Below are 16817 nucleotides of genomic sequence, written 5' to 3' on the forward strand. Positions count from 1 at the left end.
TTGGATAGGCGGACGGCCTCGGTCTTGAAGTCCTTGGGATATTGTCTGCTCATCGGAACACCTCGTTGTGGTTACTAAAACCATTCTCTTCGATGTGTCCGGGAAATTGAAGGAACCTCATGGTCCTCGTACTCGTACTCGTACTGGTGCTGGTCCTCGTCCTGGTCCTCGTACTCGTCCTGGTGCTCGTTCTCGAACTGCAAACCCCGGTGGCCCACACGAATCGACCCACCCCGCAAACCCGAGCGTTCCACAACCACCCAACCACCCAACCCCCCAACCACAAAGCGAACCCGGAACGCGCAGCCAAACCAACCCACCCCGCAAACCCGAGCGCCCCCTCAAAACTCCGCCGACACCGTCAACCGCGCATTGAAAGGCGGCCCGGCGCTCTGGTGGAGCACCGGCAGGCGACTGCCGCTCGTGCCCTGTTGCCAGTGGCTCGCATACACATACTCGCCCTCCCGCAGCCGTTGGTTGAGCAGGTTTTCGAGCTCCAGTCCCACCTGCCAGCGGCGCCAGCGGTAGCCCAGGGTGGCGTCGAAGCGGGTCAGGGGGGCGGAGCGGGCGCCGGCGGGGAGGTTGCGGGGGGCGACGGCCAAAAAGCGCAGCCCGCCGCCCAGGCCTGAGGGGTGGGTGACGACCCAGTGGGCGCCGGCGGTGAGCGTGGGGACCTGGGGGACGGGCTGGTTGAGGTTGGAAAACTCGGGGTCGGTGAAGCGGGCGTCGACCCAGGTCAGATCGCCGCTGAGGTGCATCCAGTCGGTGGGGTGGATGTCGAGAAAGATCTCGGCGCCCAGGCGGCGGCTCGAGGGGAGCTCGATGGTGGTGGCGGAGAGGTGGTCGAAGAAGATCTCGCGATCGAGGAGGGTGGCAAAGCCCGTCAGCGTGATGCCGAGCCAGTCGGTGGGGAAGACGCGGGCGCCGAGCTCGGCGGCGTGGGATTGGGAGAAGGCCGCGACGAGCTCGTCGGAGGCGCCGGCAAATGCCCGGAGTTCGGGGGGGCGAAGGCCGCGGCCGTAGGCCGCGAAGAAGGTCCAGCGATCGTTGGGCTTGTAGCGGGCCGAGGCGCGGGGGGAGGCGGCGACGAGCAGGTTCTGGCCGGTGGCGTCGGTTGTGGAGGTTGAAGTGGTGTCGGTGGCGCGGAGGAAGGCGGCGTCGAGGCGGGCGCCCAGATCCAGCCGGAGCGTGGAGGTGGGTTGAAGGCGCAGGCCGGCGCGGGCGCCGAAGCTCGACTGCACCCCGCGCAGAGCGCGCAGCGTGGAGGTGGTTGCGAGCTCGGCGTCGACGCCGCGCTCGGACTGCGTAACATGTTCGCCGCGCAGGTGGGCGCCGCCCACAAAGCTCAGGCGTTCGATGAGCGGTCGGGAGTAAAAGAGATCCGCGCCGCCGCCGAAGGTGCGGTGCGCCTGGCGGGTGCGGTCGCCTTCGACTGGGTCGTCCAGGTAGCCGGTAAAGTTCTCAAAGAGCACCAGGTCGCGGGCGGCGCCGTCGACGCGCAGGCGCAGCATATCGCCGGAGGTCAACGCGCCGCGGCGCTGCCAGGTGGCCGCGCCAAGAGCCCGGGCGGACTGGCCACGGCCCACATCTTCGTAGGCGTCGTAGAAGCCGATGCGGCCGGCGTCGACGTCGGGGCTGCGCAGGGTGCCGGGGAGCTCGAAGCGGGAGGCGCCGGCGGCAAAAAAGGTGCTGAGCCGCCCGCCGGCCAGCCGGAGCTCGGAGGTGGAGGCGTTGAGGGTGGCGCGCTCGATGCCGCGTTGCTGGCCATAGCCCGCGTCGCGCATGAGCTCGGCGGCCGCAAAGGAGGCGCCGTCGGCGCTGGCGTGGCGGCCAAAGAGGCGCAGCCTGCCGGTGGTGCCGCCGGTCAGCGCGACGTGGCTCTGCAGCGCCTGGCCATCGAGATACTGCGGGGAGACGCCGGGGCGGTAGTCCACGGTGCCCGCCATACCAAAGAGCCCCTGATGCAGCGCAAAAGGCCCCTTGATGACGTGCATCGACTCCACGACCTCGGGCAGCACCACGCCCAGATCGATGTAGCCCTGCCCGTGGATGTTGCTCCACTCGTTGAGCGGGACGCCTCCGAGCGTCAGCTCCAGATCGGCGCCGTGCACCGCGTCGAAGCCGCGCAAAAAGAACTGGTGGCCTTTGCCCTCGCTGCCGTGCTGAATCAGCGTGAGGCCGGGCACCTGCCTCAAAAGCTCCTCGGCGTTTCGAGCCGGGGCGGCGTCGAGCTCCTGGCGTCCCAGCGTCATCGTGGCGCTGGTCAGGGTGCGGGGCAGGTTGGCGCGGACGGTCACCCTTAAGGTGTCGTCGGGCTCGTCTGTGGGATCAGTTGCGTCGGCCTGATCGGGTGCCAGGGCATCGATCGCGGGGGCATCAGCCGTGTCCGTCGGTGATTGCGCAAAGGCCGAGGGCATGCCCCCCGGCGTGACCATGCACATGGCGAGCAAAGAAAGGGCGACACGCTTCAACGCGCGCCGCCCCCTGGTTGAACGGTCTGAAACCATCAGTGGCAGTGTCCTTCGCCGTCGATGTGGCCGAGGGTTGCGACCTGGGCTTCGAGCCACTCCCAGAGGTTCTCAATCTCTTCGTTACCGACGTCCAGGGTGCCCACCGAGGCCGCTTCGAGCTCTTCTCTGGAGATGTCGTCGTTCTCATCGTCGCCATCGGCCGCGGCCAGCAGGGCGAAGACCAGCGCGGGGTCTTCGCTGACCAGGCTGTCGTAGAAGAGGTGGTCGGCGTGAATCGTCAGCTCCAGGCGGCTGCTCTGGTCGGCCTCGACGGTGACCGTGGTGTGGCATTCGGCGTAGGTGGTGGGCACCTCGAAGGTCCAGTCGAAGGTTTTGGTGACGCCTTCTTTTTCGGCGCTTCCAACCACGCGGATGGTGCCCAGGGCGTAGTCCACGCTCTCGTAGGTGCCGGCGTCGAGGGGGAGCTCGGCCAGGTGGTGGCCTTCGCCCTCGGTGGGGGGCGCGATCTGGATGGTGGTGGCGTCGCTGAACGCGGCGTCGCCGACCGTCACCGAGGTCACCTCGACGGCAAACCCTTCAAAATCAATCGCCCAGCCATCGCTCATGGCGTCGGCGGGGATGCCCTCTTCGACGAACTCTTCGCCATAGACATACACATTGAGCATGCCCTGGCCCTCGGGGCTCTGTGTGTCGCCTTCGCCACAGGCGGCGGCAAGGGGCAGAAGAAGCAGGCTGGCAAGGGCGGTGGTGCGGGTGGTGGGGCTGAACATGGCGTTACTCCTGAAGTTGAAATTTAACGTGGTCGTGGGAGAGGAGGCGACGGCGCACCTCCAGGTAGATGGGATCGTTTTCGGTGGCGCCAAAGCTCACGACGCCCCCGGTGGCCAGCGCCTCAAAGTCGACGCCATCGAAGAGGTGGCCCTGGCCGAAGACCTCTTCAAAAACGAAGCGAAAGCGCAGCAGGCCATCCGGGACGAGCTCGGAGGTGATGGCGTGCGGAAAATAAATGGCGGTGATCTCGCGCCCCTCGGGGGCAGCGACCTCAAAGGTGAAGTCGGTGCTTTCTCCCTCGCGCGTCGCTGTGCCGGCGAGGCGAATGCTCAGCTCGGGAGCTTCGCTGAAACGCGCCAGGGTCAGGGAGGCCGAGGTGTAGTCGCCTTCGAGCAGCGTGGCGCTGCCCAGGTCGCGATCACCTTCGCTAACCCAGTCGACCTCATACTCGCCCGGGAGCTCTCCCATCACCTCGCCGCCTTCGCTATGGCCGGGATGGGCCCGGGCGCTGGGAATCACGAGGTCATAGGCGCGAGCCGGCAGGCTGGCGTGCTCGCTTCCCCCGGTCAGAAAACGCACGTTGCCAAACGCGAAGCGGGCCTCGGTGAGTTCGATGCGGTAGCCAAGGTCGGTCTCCGCGCTGCCAGGACCGGTGGCGTCGACCACCACGGGAATCGCGACTTCGATGGGGGGCTGCGATTCGCCGCAGCCGGATGTGACCATGAGCGCGGCGAGTGTAAATGTTTGAATTTTCGTAGACATGTTCATGGGTGGGAGTGCCCGGTCGTGTGCTCGGTGGAGGCGTTGGGGAGCGCGCTGTAGACGGCCTGACCAAAGAGCACGCCTTTCATGCCGATGAGGTGGTCGGCGACGTGTTTGAGGTCGGCCGGCGCGCCGCGCAGGGTGATGACTTCGAGGCAGGTGTCGTGATCGAGGTGCACGTGCATCGAGGCGATGATGGCGTGGTGATGGATATGGCCCACGTCTTCGAGCTCTTTGCTCAGGCCGCGCTTGTGGTGGTCGTAGACGAGGGTGACCGTGGCGACGGCGTTTTGAGCCTGCTCCCACTCCTCGCTGGCCAGGCGCTGGCGGATGAGATCGCGCAGGGCTTCGGAGCGGTTGGAGTGGCCGCTGTTTGAGATCCAGGCGTCAAAACGCTCTAAAAGTTCGGCGTCGACGGCGATGCTGGCGCGGGTGAGGTCAGACATAGGGAACTCCATCGGTTACGACGTCTTACCCCGAAATGGGGTGTGTTACGAAGTTGATGGTGCGTAACACCGGCGTCGATGACGAGCAAGAAGGATCTTTTGGAGCGTGGCGTGGCGCGTTGTCGCACCGGGCGCCTCGCGTATACTCGCGCGGCTGATGTCACGTGAGATTGGCGCCGATCGCGGGCGTGGAGCTTAAAGGTTTGAAAGATGAACGATATGGGGTTGTCGAGCACGTCGATCGCGGAGTTGAACCGTCTGCTGGCGGGGCGCTATCGGGTGGAGCGGGTGCTGGGAGAGGGGGCGCACGGGGTGACCTACCTGGCGACCACCGCCGACGGGCGGCAGGTGGCGCTCAAAGAGCTGGCCGTGGCGCGGGTGGAGAGCTGGAAGGCCATCGAGCTCTTTGAGCGGGAGGGGCAGGCGCTGCAGGCGCTCTCGCACCCGGCGATTCCGGCGTATGAAGAGGCTTTTCACCTCGATGATGGGTGGGGCGGGGAGCGTTTTTTTCTGGCGCAGGCCTATGTCGAGGGGCGCGACCTGGGCTCGGAGGTGGAGCGAGGGCGGCGCTGGACCGAGGCGCAGGTCAAAGCGCTTGTGGCGGAGCTGCTGGAGGTGCTCGTGTACATGCAGGCGCTGAGCCCGCCGATGATTCACCGCGACATCAAGCCCACCAACCTGATGGAGCGCCCGGACAAGAGCCTGGCGCTGATCGATTTCGGGGCGGTGCAGACGCTGGCCGCCGAAGACACCGGCGGCTCCACGATCGTGGGCACCACCGGCTACATGCCGGTGGAGCAGCTGATGGGGCGCGCGGTGCCGGCCACAGATCTCTATGCGGTGGGGGCGACGGCGGTGCATCTTTTGAGCGGGCGGCATCCGGCGGAGCTGCCCGTGCGGCGGATGACGCTGGATTTTCGGGGGGCGATCAACGTCTCGGAGTCCTTTGCGCGCTTTCTTGACGGGATGCTCGCGCCGGATGTCGACGATCGCTACCGCACAGCCCGTGAGGCGCTGGAGGCGTTAGAAGCGATGGGCGGGCCGCTCACCCTGCGTGGGGCGCGGGGCTCGATGCTAAAGGTGCTTCAAGCGCGGCGAGAGGTGGTGGCGCGGCCCGCGTTGCAATCTTTGTCGTCGAGGGCGGCGTCGCGCTCAAAAGGGCGCGGGGTGCGTCAGCCTGTTGGCGCGATGGCGTCGGCGTCGCGGGGGAAAGTAGCAAAAAGCGGTGGGGGCAAAGGCGGGGCGATGTTCGGCTCGATCTTTTTTGTGGCGATCGTCACCTCGCTTGTCTTCGGCACGAATTGCGGGCGTTTTGCCGCCAAAATGTCGGGGTATGAAGAGGTGGTGTTCGGGCCGCTGCAGAGCTGCGGGCTTGTGGAGGAGGCGCTTGGCGAAGACGTCGGCATTGCGATGGTCGGGTGTCAGACCGGAACGACGCAGACCTCGCCCGGTAGTGGATCCGCGGCCTGGCAGATGCCCGTGAGCGGATCGAAGGGGCGAGGGAGTTATGGGTTTACGGCGACCAAAGGCTCCGATGGCCAGTGGGAGCTGCGCGGTGGGCTTTTGAAGGTGGAGGATCGGGTGATCAACGTGATCCAATGCACCGAGTCGAAGCTGCCCTGAACAGGTTGTGGTGCGGGTTGTGGTTGTCTGAAAGTCCTTATAAATCAACAGGTTGTTCGAGTTGGCTGTGGCGGCGTGTGCCTGAATGCAAAACGCCCCGGGCTTTCGGCCCGGGGCGTTTTGCGTTGCGATGGCGACTCCGTCGGCGCGCTTATTGCCAGACGAGGTTGTCGAGCACGACCTGAGCGCCGTTGACGCGGATCTCAAGCTGCGCGTCAGCGGTGAGGTTCAGCCCGGTGGCCGTGAGGGTGTAGATGGTGGGATCTTCACCGGCGATGGAACCAAACGCGCCGCTGGTGGCTTCCTGCTGGCCGTTCACCCAGATCTCGACGGCGCGGCCGGCGGTGCTGGTGAAGGCTTTGCGGTAGTCGATGCTGATCACGTCGACCGGAGCCGGGAGGGTGGTGCTGAGGGTGCCGCCGGCGCGCAGCATGATGCCAGCGCCGTCGATGGGGTACTGATCTTCGTTTCGGGCGTCGGTGTAGACGAAGGTCAGGCCGCTGGTGCCGGTGAAGGTTCCGCTTTCATAGCCGGTGCCTTCCAGGCCGGTGGTGGAGAAGTCTTCGAGTGTGCCGCTGATGGGCTGGCTGCTCTCCCAGGCGCCCACGCTGCAGAAGCCGGCGTTGGGGCGAGGGGCGCGGCGCTGGTCGGTGGTCAGCGGGGCGTTGTCGAAGTTGAGGCATTGGGCGGCGGGCACGCGCCCCAGGGCGGCCGCGCCGCTGCTCAGAGCCATGGTGTGGGTGGCGCCGCCGTTATCGCTCAAAGCCTGCAGGCCGGTGGAGGCCAGCGCGTTGTCGGAGATGATGTCGGTGGCCAGCTCATCGATCACGGTCGTGCTGACCGGGGCGATGATGTTGTAGCCCAGCGAGACGACCTCCTGCAGGGATTCCTCCACCGGGACGTAGAGGGCAAAGCCGCTGTCTTCGACGATGAGGTTTCCGCGCAGCTCCAGTGGCGAGATGGGGCTCTTCCAGATGGAGCGTCCCTGGGCGGAGATGTTGCCCGAGAAGGTGTTAAACGCCAGGCGCAGAAGACGGGGGTCGTCGTTGGCGATGCCGTTGAGGAAGCTGTCCTGGTAGAGAGCCCCGCCGCGCTCGGTGGCGCTGTTGTTGGTAAAGGTGCAGTTTTCGATGCGGCCCAGGCTGTCGAGGTAGACGGCGCCGCCGCGGTTGGCGTTGTTGGACTTAAAGAGGTTGCGGCGCAGGTAGAGCCCGTCGTTGTCGGTGCGGAACTCGGTGTTGGCGAAGATGGCACCGCCGAGCTCGGTGGCGGAGTTGTTTTCAAAGTGGCTGTCGACGATGAGTGGCTCGTTGCCGCGCAGCCAGAAGACGCCGCCTTCGTTGAGCGCGGAGTTCCCGATGGCGCGCACGCCCGAGGCGTTGAGCGAGCCGCGGGTCAGGTAGAGGGCGCCGCCGTTGACCTGGGCGCTGTTGTTGAGAAGATCGACGTTGAGCAGACTCATTGAGCCCTCGCCGCGGGCCACGCCGCCGTACTCGCCATTGCCGTCGCGCAGGGTGAGGTTTTGCACGGTGAGGCGCCGGTCGCGATCGATGTCGAAGAGGCCGTTGCTGCCGGCGCCGCGGATGATCAGCTCGGAGGGCTGACCGGGGCCAATCAGGGTGATGTCTTTGCTGATCGTGATGCGGCTGTTCAGGGTGATGGGCGAGACGCCGGGGGCGAAGGTGATGGTGCTGCCGGGGTTGACCAGGTTGATGACCGTGCGCAGTGAGCCCGGTCCGTTGTCGGCAGCCGAGGTCACGTAGGCCGGGGAGGTGGAGGTGATGGTGGCGTCGACCACGTCACCGCCGCTCAAGGTGTAGGTGCCGCCGGCGCCGGTGATGTTGAGCGCGTTGCCGCCGCTGTCGGTGGGGGAGTTGACCAGCGCGAGCGTGTAGCTTCCCGGCTCCAGGGTGAGCTCGCGGGTGGTGGTGCCGCTCAAGCTGAAGGTCTCCACGACGGTGCCGGTGGTGGTGCGCAGCTCGAAGCTATGCGCGGCGCCGGGAGGGGCGTTGAGGGCCACACGCAGGGTGGCGGTGGTGCCCAGGTAGGTGGTCTGGGCCAGGGCGGCCGGGCCGTCGCTGGTGACGGTGACGTTGACGCTTCCCGGAGAGGCGTTGAGGGTCTCGCCATTGAGGGTGCGGCCGATGAAGGTGACGACGTAGTCGCCCGGGAGAAGATCGCTCAGGGTGAGCGGGCCGAGCTCGTTGAGGGTGCCCTCGGGGCCCTCGACGCGCACGCTAAAACTGGCACCTTCGAGGCCATCGGCCTCGATCGCCAACTCGCCGCGCACGACCTCGTAGGTCAGCGTGGCGCTGGCCTGCTGGCCGGCGGCCAGGGTGAGCGTGGATTCGGACGCCTGGTAGCGGGCCGGGCCCTCGGTGAGGTCGGCCGGCGTCAGGGTGTAGTCGCCGGGCTCGAGTGCGTTGAGGGTGGTCGATTCGGTGAGGTGCTGCGAGAAGCCGTTGGGCCCGCTGAGGGTGACATCGGCCTCGATGCCGCCGGTGCCCTCGATGGTGAGGGTGAGGCTGGCCAGGCCCGCCTCATAGGTGACGGTGAGGTTGGTGGTCTGCTCGCTGGTGATGCTGAAGGTCTGGGAGGTGGCGCTGTAGAGGGTGCCGCCCGCGCTGACATCGGCCGGCGTCAGGGTGTAGTCGCCGGGCTCAATGGCGTCGAGCTGCGCGTTGGCCGGAAGACGCGTGACGCCGCCGTCCGCGTCGATCACATCGAGAGCCGCCTGAGCGCCGGCGGGGAGGCCGGCGACGCTGACTTCAAGTTGGCCGGGGACCGGCAGGTATTCGACCACCGCGAGCAGATCCTGGCCCAGCGCCACCTCGAACTCCTGGGTGGGGTAGGCCGCCTCATAGATCGCGCCCTCGCCCACACGGGCGGCTTCCACCACATAGGTGCCGGGGACGATGTCTTCAAAGGTCCGGGAGTCGGTGAGCGTGGCCTCAAAATCATCGGGGCCGCTGACGCTGACCTGCGGCTCAAGAGCGTCGGGAAGCCCGGCGATGGCGACCTCCAGAGAGGCCTCCGGATCGGCGTCGCCGCAGATGAGGATGACGTTGATCTCGGCGCTCACCCCGGCGGCGACATCGGCCAGGGTGAGGGTGCCGGTGCGCACCTCGTCGAGCTCGCGGCAGGTGGCTGTCAGTGAGACGGATGCCTGGGCGTCGGGCTCAAGCGCCAGCGATTCGGTATCGAGCGAGAGCCAGCTCTGGGTGGCCTCGACGCTCAAATCGACCGCGATTTCGCCAACATTGACGACGGTGAAGCTGGCGGTGGCGTCGTTGTTCAGCGTCGCGCTGAGCTCGAGGTTGGAGGGAAGCGCGATGCGGGCTGTGGGGCCCGGATCGCTGTCGTCGCCGGCGTCGTCGACGATGCCCGCGTCCGGTTCACGGGTGTCGTCACCGGGCTCGGTGCCGCAGGCGGCCAGGAGTAGAAGAAGCGCCCAGAGGGCATAAAGTCGTTGTAGGTTCATGGTTTGCTCGTACGTCAGAGGTCGAGGAAAATAGCGTTTGAATCGCGTGTGAAATGACGTGGTGTATTCAGGGTGGAGAGGTGCCGGCACGCTCACTCCCACACGAAGTTGTCGATGGTGGTCTGGGCGCCGAGGTTGCGGATCTCCACGTTGGCTTCTCCAGTGATGCCCAGGTTGTCGGCTTCCAGGGTGTACACGGTGTCATCGACGCCGCTTCCCGCACCGAAGCTCGGGGTGGTGGCCACGATCTGGCCGTTGACGCGCAGCTCAATGGTACGGCTGGAGCTGCCCTCGTAGGCTTTGCGGTACTCAAAAGCGATGCGGTTGACGCCCTGGGGATGGGTGACTTCGATGCGGCCGGTGCCGGAGCGCAGCAGCACCCCGTCACCCTCGATGGTGTCGTTGTAGACAGCACGCTGAGCATCGGTGATCTCAAAGGCGAGCCCCCCGCGGCCGATATGGGTGGTCGAGCCGTAGGCGTGAGGGAGGAGCACCAGGATCGGTGCGCTGAAGAACTCTCTGTTCTCGCTCAGCGCTGTGCCGGGCTCCCAGGCTCCCGAGGTGCAGCTTCCATTGTTCGGGTCATCGGGGCGTCGAGCGCCGCGCTGGTCGAAGTAGGGATCACAGATGGCGGGGATGATGCGTCGGTAGGCTTCGCTGTCGGTGCCCAGGGCGATGGTGTGGGTGAACCCGCCGTTATCAGAGAGCGGCCCCAGGCTCAGGACGCTCTCGTTGGTGATGCGGTGGTCACCGGTGCCGAAATCGACCGTCTGATAGGTCCCCTGCAGCACGCTGCGACCCAGTGTTGTGTATTTGGAGGTGGATGCGAAGGACTCGGTATGGAGGCCGGTGGGGGTGTTTTCGGCCACCAGACTATTGCTAAGTTGAGCAGTCGCCTCGATGTTTTTGTAGATGGCACCGCCTTTGAGGCCAGCAGTGTTATACGCAAGCGTCGCGTACTCCAGATCAAGCTCGTAGGGGTAAACGCCGGTGGGGTTGGCATGGTAGAGGGCCCCGCCGTCGCGGTCGGCCTCGTTGTGGGCAAAGGTCGTGTGGGCGAAGCGTGCCCGACCGATGATGTAGCCGGCGCCGCCGTTGTTGGCGCTGTTGTTATCAAAGAGCGAGCGCACCGTGGTGATGCGGTGGTTTAAGTCGTAGCGGGAGTTCATGCGGAAGGCGCCGCCGACGCCGCCCGCGGTGTTGGCCTCGAAGAGCGTGTCGTAAAACGTGCTGGAGACGAAGTTCTGAAAGATCGCTCCACCGTCGTCGTCGGCGCTGTTGCCGATAAAGCGCACGAAGTCACCGCGCACCGAGCCGCCGGAGTGGTAAAGGGCGCCGCCAAAGCGCGTGGCGTGATTGTCCAGAAAGTCCACCCGCGCTAGCGAGAGCTCGCCGCGATTCTCAATCGAGCCGCCGTCTTGAGCCTGGCCGTCGCGCAGAGTGAGGTATTCGATGCGTACGGTGTTGCCGCTTAAGATGTTGAAATGTTTGGTGTTTCCGCTGGATCGGATGATCAGGTCGCCGGGTTGCCCGGGGCCGCGGATGGTCAGGTTGTTGCGGATCTCGACGGGGTTGCTGCTGAGCAGCACCTCGGTGACGCCGGGAGCAAAGGTGATGACCGAGCCGGGGTTGACGGTGAGCACGGCCTGACGCAGCGAGCCTGGCCCGGCGTTGTCGCCGTTGGTGACGACCGCCGGAGAGCCCACGCTGAGGGTGTGGTCGACCTCGGCGTCGGCGTTGACGGTGATGGCCGGGTTGGCGCTGTTAAGCGAGAGGGGGTTGCCGTAGGCGTCGGTGGGGGTCTGGGCCAGCTCAACGGTGTAGGTGCCCGGGCTCACGGTGAAGGTGCGCGAGGCGGAGCCGGTGATCGAGAACTCCTCGATGAACTGGCCCTGGCGGCGCAGCACGAAGAGCAGGGTGGCGCCGGCCGGCGCGCTGATGTCGACGTTGAGGGTGCCCGTGACGCTGTTGTAGGTGGCCTGTGCAAGCGGGGTGGGGCCGTCGCTGGTGACCGTCAGGTCGACCTGGCCGGGCACCGCGCGCAGGTAGGAGGAGCCGACGATGTCTTCAAAGACCACGCTGTAGTTGCCCGGGTTCAGACCGGTGAGGGTGGTGTTTGATGAGACACTCTGGTTGAAGCCGGGGCCGGTGACCTCGGCCACAAAACTACTGCCGGAGGGGACGCCCAGGGCTTCGATCTGAAGCTCGCCGGGGACGAGCGTGTAGGTCAGGGTGGCGCGAGCGACTTCGTTGCTGCGCACCGTCACCGTTTGCGTGTCGCCCTCAAAGCGCTCCGGGCCATTGATGATGTCGTCGGCCACCAGGGTGTACTCACCCGGGGCCAGCGCGCTGAGCGTGGTGGGTTCGTCGATCAGGGTGGAGAAGCCGTCGGGGCCTGCGATAGCGATGGAGGGGGCAGCGCCGAGCAGCCCCTCGACGCGCACCTCCAGAGAGCCGCGGCCGGCGGCGTAGGCCAGGGTGGCCTCGGTGGTCTGGCGGCTCGCAATGCTCAGCTCAAGCGGCGCGGCGCTGTAGGTGGCGTCGCCCTCGATGTGGTCGTCGCCGACCAGCGTGTAGTCGCCGGGCGGGAGGTTGTTGAGGGTGGTGTTGGCGTCGACCTCGGTGGTCTGGCCCTGGCTGTCGGTGAGCGTGAGGGTGGGACTGGCGCCGGCGGGAAGCCCGCTTGTCGCGATGGTGAGCGAGCCCGGCGCAGCCTCATAGCTCACCGAGACGACCTGCTCTCGGCCCGGTAGAACCTCGACCTGCTGGCGTTCTTCGACCGGAGCAAAGATCGGATCCTCTCCGACCTCCTCGGCGCGCACGATGTACTCGCCGGGGGTCAACGCGTCGAAGCTAAAGGCCGCGTCGAGGGTCTGTGCGAAGCCTCCCGGGCCGCTGACGGTGAGGTCGGGCGGGAGTCCGGCGGGCAGTCCGTCGATGGTGATGGTCAGGCGGGCGGGGGCGTCGGCGTCGCCGCAGGTCAGGGTCAGCGCCAGAGTGCGGCCGGCAGCGCGCGGATCGTTGCTGCTGATCTGGAGGTCGTCGGTGCGCACCTCGTCGCGATCACGGCACTGCGCGTTGAGCGTGAGGTTGGCCTCCTCGCCAGCGCCCAGGCTGAGCTCCGTCTGCGAGAGCGAAACCCAGTCGCGCGGGCTGTTCAGCGTCAGCTCCAGCGCGGCGTCGCCGATGTTCTGCACGACGAAGGTCGTCGATGCCTGCGCGCCGACCTCGGCGCTGAGCTGCAGAGAATCGGGCATCACAAGGCGAGGCTGCGGGCCTTCCGGGAGGTCGGTGTCCTCGCCGCCCCCGTCGGGCTCTTCGATGCCGGTGTCCGGCGTGTCGACGGGGTCGGAGCCGCAGCCAGCACCTGCCGGAAAAAAGAGGGTGAGTAGGGCAAGCCAGAGGAGTTTGTACATCGCAGGCTCTCGGTCGACGGGAGCGATGTGTGCCCCCGAATTGGATGACGTGGTGTCGCGGCCCGAACGAGGCGATCTCGCGGGCAGGGCGCCCCGAACGTATGAGGGGCGCAGGCATGCTTTCCACGCCGCGCGTCAGGGTGTTGCGCGGTCGGAGGGGGCAGCGAAGGGGTCGGTTATCATCTTCGGCCCGGGTGTTTCAAGTCGGCCTTGTCTGAGGAAGGCTTGCCCGGTGCGGCGCGTTGATGGGATACGCAGCCGCGAGAGGCCGTCACCCTTTTATGTCACGTATGTCACGAGGGGCCCGGCCGACGCTAAACTTCCCACGTTGAGAGCTGACTATGGCTTCTGTGACCTTCGACGATCGATTCATGCGCGAGCTTCCCGGCGACGCGCTCACGGAGCGGCGTCCGCGTCAGGTGCGGGCGTGTTATTCGCCGGTGGAGCCCACCGAAGTTGCCGACCCCGAGGTGATCGCGGTGTGGCCGGAGGTCGCCGAGCTGGTGGGGTTTGACGAGGACTTTATGCAGTCGGAGCGTTTTGCACAGGTGATGGCCGGCAACGCCCTGCTCGATGGCATGCGACCTTATGCCGCATGCTACGGCGGGCATCAGTTCGGCAACTGGGCCGGCCAGCTCGGCGACGGGCGCGCGATCACCCTTGGCGAGGCGCTTCACCCGGAGACTGGCGCACGCCATGAGCTGCAGCTTAAGGGGGCGGGGATGACGCCTTACTCGCGCACCGCCGACGGGCGAGCGGTGCTGCGATCGTCGATCCGCGAGTTTTTATGCAGCGAGGCGATGTTTCATCTGGGCGTGCCCACCACCCGCGCGCTGAGCCTTGTGCTCACGGGTGAGCAGGTGATGCGCGACAAGCTCTATGATGGTCGGCCGGCCCCGGAGCCCGGGGCGGTGGTCTGCCGGGTGGCCCCGAGTTTTTTGCGTTTTGGCAGCTATGAGATTCACGCCGCGCGCAAGGATGTGGCGATCTTGCGGGGGCTCGTGGAGCACACGATTTGCCACTATTTTCCGCATCTTCTGGGCGAGGGCGAAGAGGGCGATGAGGCGTCTGTGAGTGATACGCCGGTTCAGGATGCGCATATCGTCGCGTGGATTCGGGAGGTTGCCGAGCGCACCGCCGCCATGGTGGTGGGCTGGATGCGCGTGGGCTTTGTGCACGGGGTGATGAACACCGACAATATGTCGATCCTGGGGCTGACGATCGACTACGGCCCCTACGGCTGGCTCGATAACTTTGATCCGGGCTTTACGCCCAACACCACCGACCGGGGGCAGCGCCGCTACCGCTATGGCTACCAGCCTGACGTGGCCTACTGGAACCTTTATAAGCTCACCAACGCGGTGGCGGCGTTGGTCGAGGACGCAGGCCCCCTGCAGGAGGCGCTCGACCATTTCCCCGCCGTCTACAGCGAGCTGCAGCTCGATATGATGGCTCAGAAGCTGGGGCTGTCGAGGCTTGCGGGCTCCGACGATGAGGCGCTGGTCGAGGGGCTAATGGCGATGCTCACGCGGGTTGAGACCGATTATACCCTCTTTTATCGCGGACTTGCCGAGGTGGCCTGCGAAGGCATTGAGGCTGACGCGGTGGACGCCGAGGCGTTGCGGGCGCCCTTAACCGAGGCGTACTACTCGCCGGATTCCCATAGTGATGAGGATTGGCAGGCGATCGACGCCTGGCTGCGCGCGTATGTGGCGCGGGTGCAGAAGGATGGCACCGGCGACGTGGCGAGGCGAGAGGCGATGAACGCGGTCAACCCGATGTATGTGCTGCGAAACTATCTGGCCCAGGAGGCGATCGACCAGGCGGAGGCGGGCGATTTCTCGGGGGTCTATTCTCTGATGGAGGTGCTTCGATCGCCCTACGAGGCGCGGTCGGAGTGGGGGCGGTTTGCGAAGAAGCGTCCGGACTGGGCGCGGGATAGGTTTGGGTGTTCGATGTTGTCGTGTAGTTCGTGAGGTGATGAAAAACGTGAAGGGGGCGACTGAAAAAAAGCGGCCTCGTCATTTCGACGAGGCCGCTTTTTTGTGGGGTATTGAACGCGAGCTCCGTCCCGACGTTCCGTCCGAGAGATGGACGAGGTCGTGTGTTTGTACGGGAGAGGGGCGATTCTCAGATACCTGACGAGTCAGGAGAGGAGCCGTTGAATCTGCGCTTCCACGTTGTCTATGTCCTCGCGCTCCTCTTCGCCGTCCCCGGGGGCGGTGTTGGGGGAAGAGAGGAACCCGTGGAGCACAAAGCCGTCGGGTCTGGGCTGGCCCACGAAGGGCAATGTTCGAGGTTTAGCGCGGCTGGTGGGATCGCGTTCATGGAGAGCGAAGGCCGCTTTGTACGTGTAGTCGCTGAGGATTCCCGTGTCCTGAGCGGTCTGAAGCGCGGTTGTGAACATCTGAACCGCGTGTTCGATGATTGCGTCGGCCCGATCCGCGAGGATGCGCCGATAAATTACTTTCTGTTTGTCGGTGAGTCGTGCCGGGGTGGCCGTTTGTGGGAGAGCTTCGCCGGCGTGTCTGTAGCCTTCTCCTATGCGATACAGGGCAGCGACTGCCCAATGCGGGTGGCTGAGACGGATGACCGCCCTGTAGAGGTCATCGGCGTCGTCAAATGCCTGCATTTTTGTGCGTGTCTGGTTCGCCAGAGCCTCACTTTCCGTGGCATCCATCTTCAACGCCATAGCGCGTTCATGGGCGTCTTCGGCCAGCATGAAGGCGGCGTGGGCGGCGGGCTCGCGGTGGAGGTGTTGTTGGTCCTCTTCGAGCGATTCGTAGGCTTCAAGCGCATGGCGAAATCGGGAGAGCGCGGCTTCTCGGTCGTCATGGGCCCATTGAGCCAAACCCTTCTCAAGTTGAACTTCAACGGGCGATGTCGGGGGGGAATCATGTTCCTCGGACGCGAGAAGCACTGCGAGGTTCTGCCGTGCGATGGGGTTGGCCGGGGAGCGTTGAAGGGCTGTCTCGAAGTGGCGTTGCGCCTGGCCGGCGTTGTTGGCATCGGCAGTGAGTATGCCCAGGTTGATGTGGGCGGCGGCGAGCTTCGGGTCGAGCGCCAGGGCGTGGGTGTAGTGGTTGCGGGCCTGGTCAGGCTCGGCGCTGATGTGGGCGAGGAGGCCGAGGTTGTAGTGGACGAGTGCATACGCGGGGGCGCGCTCGACCAGGGTCTTGAGCCGCGCTTTCACAGCTTCCAGGTCGTTGCCGTGGGTGTCGTAGAGGAAGGTCAGGATGTCGTTGAGTTCGGCGGCGGCGTCGATGGGGGCTTCGTGGGGGGACTCAACGGGGGTGGCCGGCTCGGTGGTGGCAGGGAGGGCACCGGCGCAGGCGGTCAGGAGGAGGGTGAGGCAGGCGGCGAATAGCCGGAGACTTTTCTGGAGGTAGGGGGGCATGTGAGGTCCGTTTTCAGGCGATGAGGTGGGCGGCTGATCACGCACATGGACACGGTGGAGAGGTTGTGGGGGAAGTATGGCACAGGTGGCGAGGGGGATGAAAGTCGGGGGGTATGGCCGACCGGGGGTCGTGCAAGGTTGAGTGTTTATGCGGGTGTGGGGCGGTTTTGATGTGGGCCGTTGATGCGGAGCGAGGGTTGTACGAAGTGGCACGTGGGAGCGGTTTTTCGGGCATGGTGCGCCCGGAGTATGCATGACCCGGGGTCGTACCGTGTGCATGACCGGGGTCGCGCAAGGTTGAGTGCTGGTGCGGGTATTCGGGTGTTTTGTGACCGGGGTTAGCATGACCGAGGGTCGTACCGTGTGCATGACCGGGGGTCGCGCAAAGTTGAGTGTTGGTGCGGGTGTTCGGGTGTTTTGTGACCGGGGTTAGCATGACCGAGGGTCGCG

General features: G+C 65.8%; 9 protein-coding genes. 2 read left to right on the forward strand and 7 right to left on the reverse strand.

Features of this window, described 5'->3' with window-relative positions; genetic code table 11:
* Positions 1 to 341 precede the first annotated feature (341 nt).
* The 4 genes from FRC96_RS06670 to nikR are packed head-to-tail and all read right to left on the reverse strand — an operon-like array spanning position 342 to position 4450.
* Positions 342 to 2471: a TonB-dependent receptor gene (locus FRC96_RS06670; RefSeq protein WP_230469951.1), complete on the reverse strand. Its 2130-nt coding sequence runs from the start codon at positions 2469 to 2471 to the stop codon at positions 342 to 344.
* A 35-nt stretch (positions 2472 to 2506) separates the two neighbouring features.
* A complete protein-coding gene (locus tag FRC96_RS06675; protein WP_146973729.1) occupies positions 2507 to 3241 on the reverse strand; it encodes a hypothetical protein in 735 nt (244 codons plus the stop codon).
* Positions 3242 to 3245: 4 nt separating this feature from the next.
* On the reverse strand, positions 3246 to 4004 hold the full coding sequence (locus FRC96_RS06680) for a hypothetical protein (RefSeq protein WP_146973730.1): 759 nt from the start codon (positions 4002 to 4004) through the stop codon (positions 3246 to 3248).
* Between the two features lie 2 nt (positions 4005 to 4006).
* A complete protein-coding gene (gene nikR, locus FRC96_RS06685; protein ID WP_146973731.1) occupies positions 4007 to 4450 on the reverse strand; it encodes a nickel-responsive transcriptional regulator NikR in 444 nt (147 codons plus the stop codon).
* Positions 4451 to 4660: 210 nt separating this feature from the next.
* Here nikR and FRC96_RS06690 point away from each other — a divergent pair, with 210 nt between their 5' ends.
* Positions 4661 to 6073 (forward strand): cytochrome c oxidase assembly factor Coa1 family protein, encoded by a 1413-nt coding sequence (locus tag FRC96_RS06690; protein WP_146973732.1) that lies wholly within the window; start codon positions 4661 to 4663, stop codon positions 6071 to 6073.
* Positions 6074 to 6224: 151 nt separating this feature from the next.
* Here FRC96_RS06690 and FRC96_RS06695 read toward each other — a convergent pair whose 3' ends face one another.
* Together FRC96_RS06695 and FRC96_RS06700 are read right to left on the reverse strand one after the other, a co-directional pair.
* Complete coding sequence (locus tag FRC96_RS06695; protein WP_146973733.1) at positions 6225 to 9554, reverse strand: choice-of-anchor Q domain-containing protein; 3330 nt, start codon at positions 9552 to 9554, stop codon at positions 6225 to 6227.
* 92 nt (positions 9555 to 9646) lie between these two features.
* Positions 9647 to 12970: a choice-of-anchor Q domain-containing protein gene (locus FRC96_RS06700; RefSeq protein ID WP_146973734.1), complete on the reverse strand. Its 3324-nt coding sequence runs from the start codon at positions 12968 to 12970 to the stop codon at positions 9647 to 9649.
* Positions 12971 to 13311: 341 nt separating this feature from the next.
* On the opposite strand from FRC96_RS06700, the gene FRC96_RS06705 reads away from it, so the two are divergent.
* Entirely contained in the window at positions 13312 to 14946 is a 1635-nt protein-coding gene (locus tag FRC96_RS06705; RefSeq protein WP_146973735.1) for a protein adenylyltransferase SelO, read from the forward strand.
* Positions 14947 to 15116: 170 nt separating this feature from the next.
* Here FRC96_RS06705 and FRC96_RS06710 read toward each other — a convergent pair whose 3' ends face one another.
* Positions 15117 to 16367 carry a tetratricopeptide repeat protein gene (locus tag FRC96_RS06710; RefSeq protein ID WP_146973736.1) on the reverse strand — a complete coding sequence of 417 codons (1251 nt, stop codon included), beginning with the start codon at positions 16365 to 16367 and terminating at the stop codon, positions 15117 to 15119.
* Positions 16368 to 16817: the final 450 nt, after the last annotated feature.

The organism is Lujinxingia vulgaris (genome assembly GCF_007997005.1).
GTDB lineage: Bacteria > Myxococcota_A > Bradymonadia > Bradymonadales > Bradymonadaceae > Lujinxingia.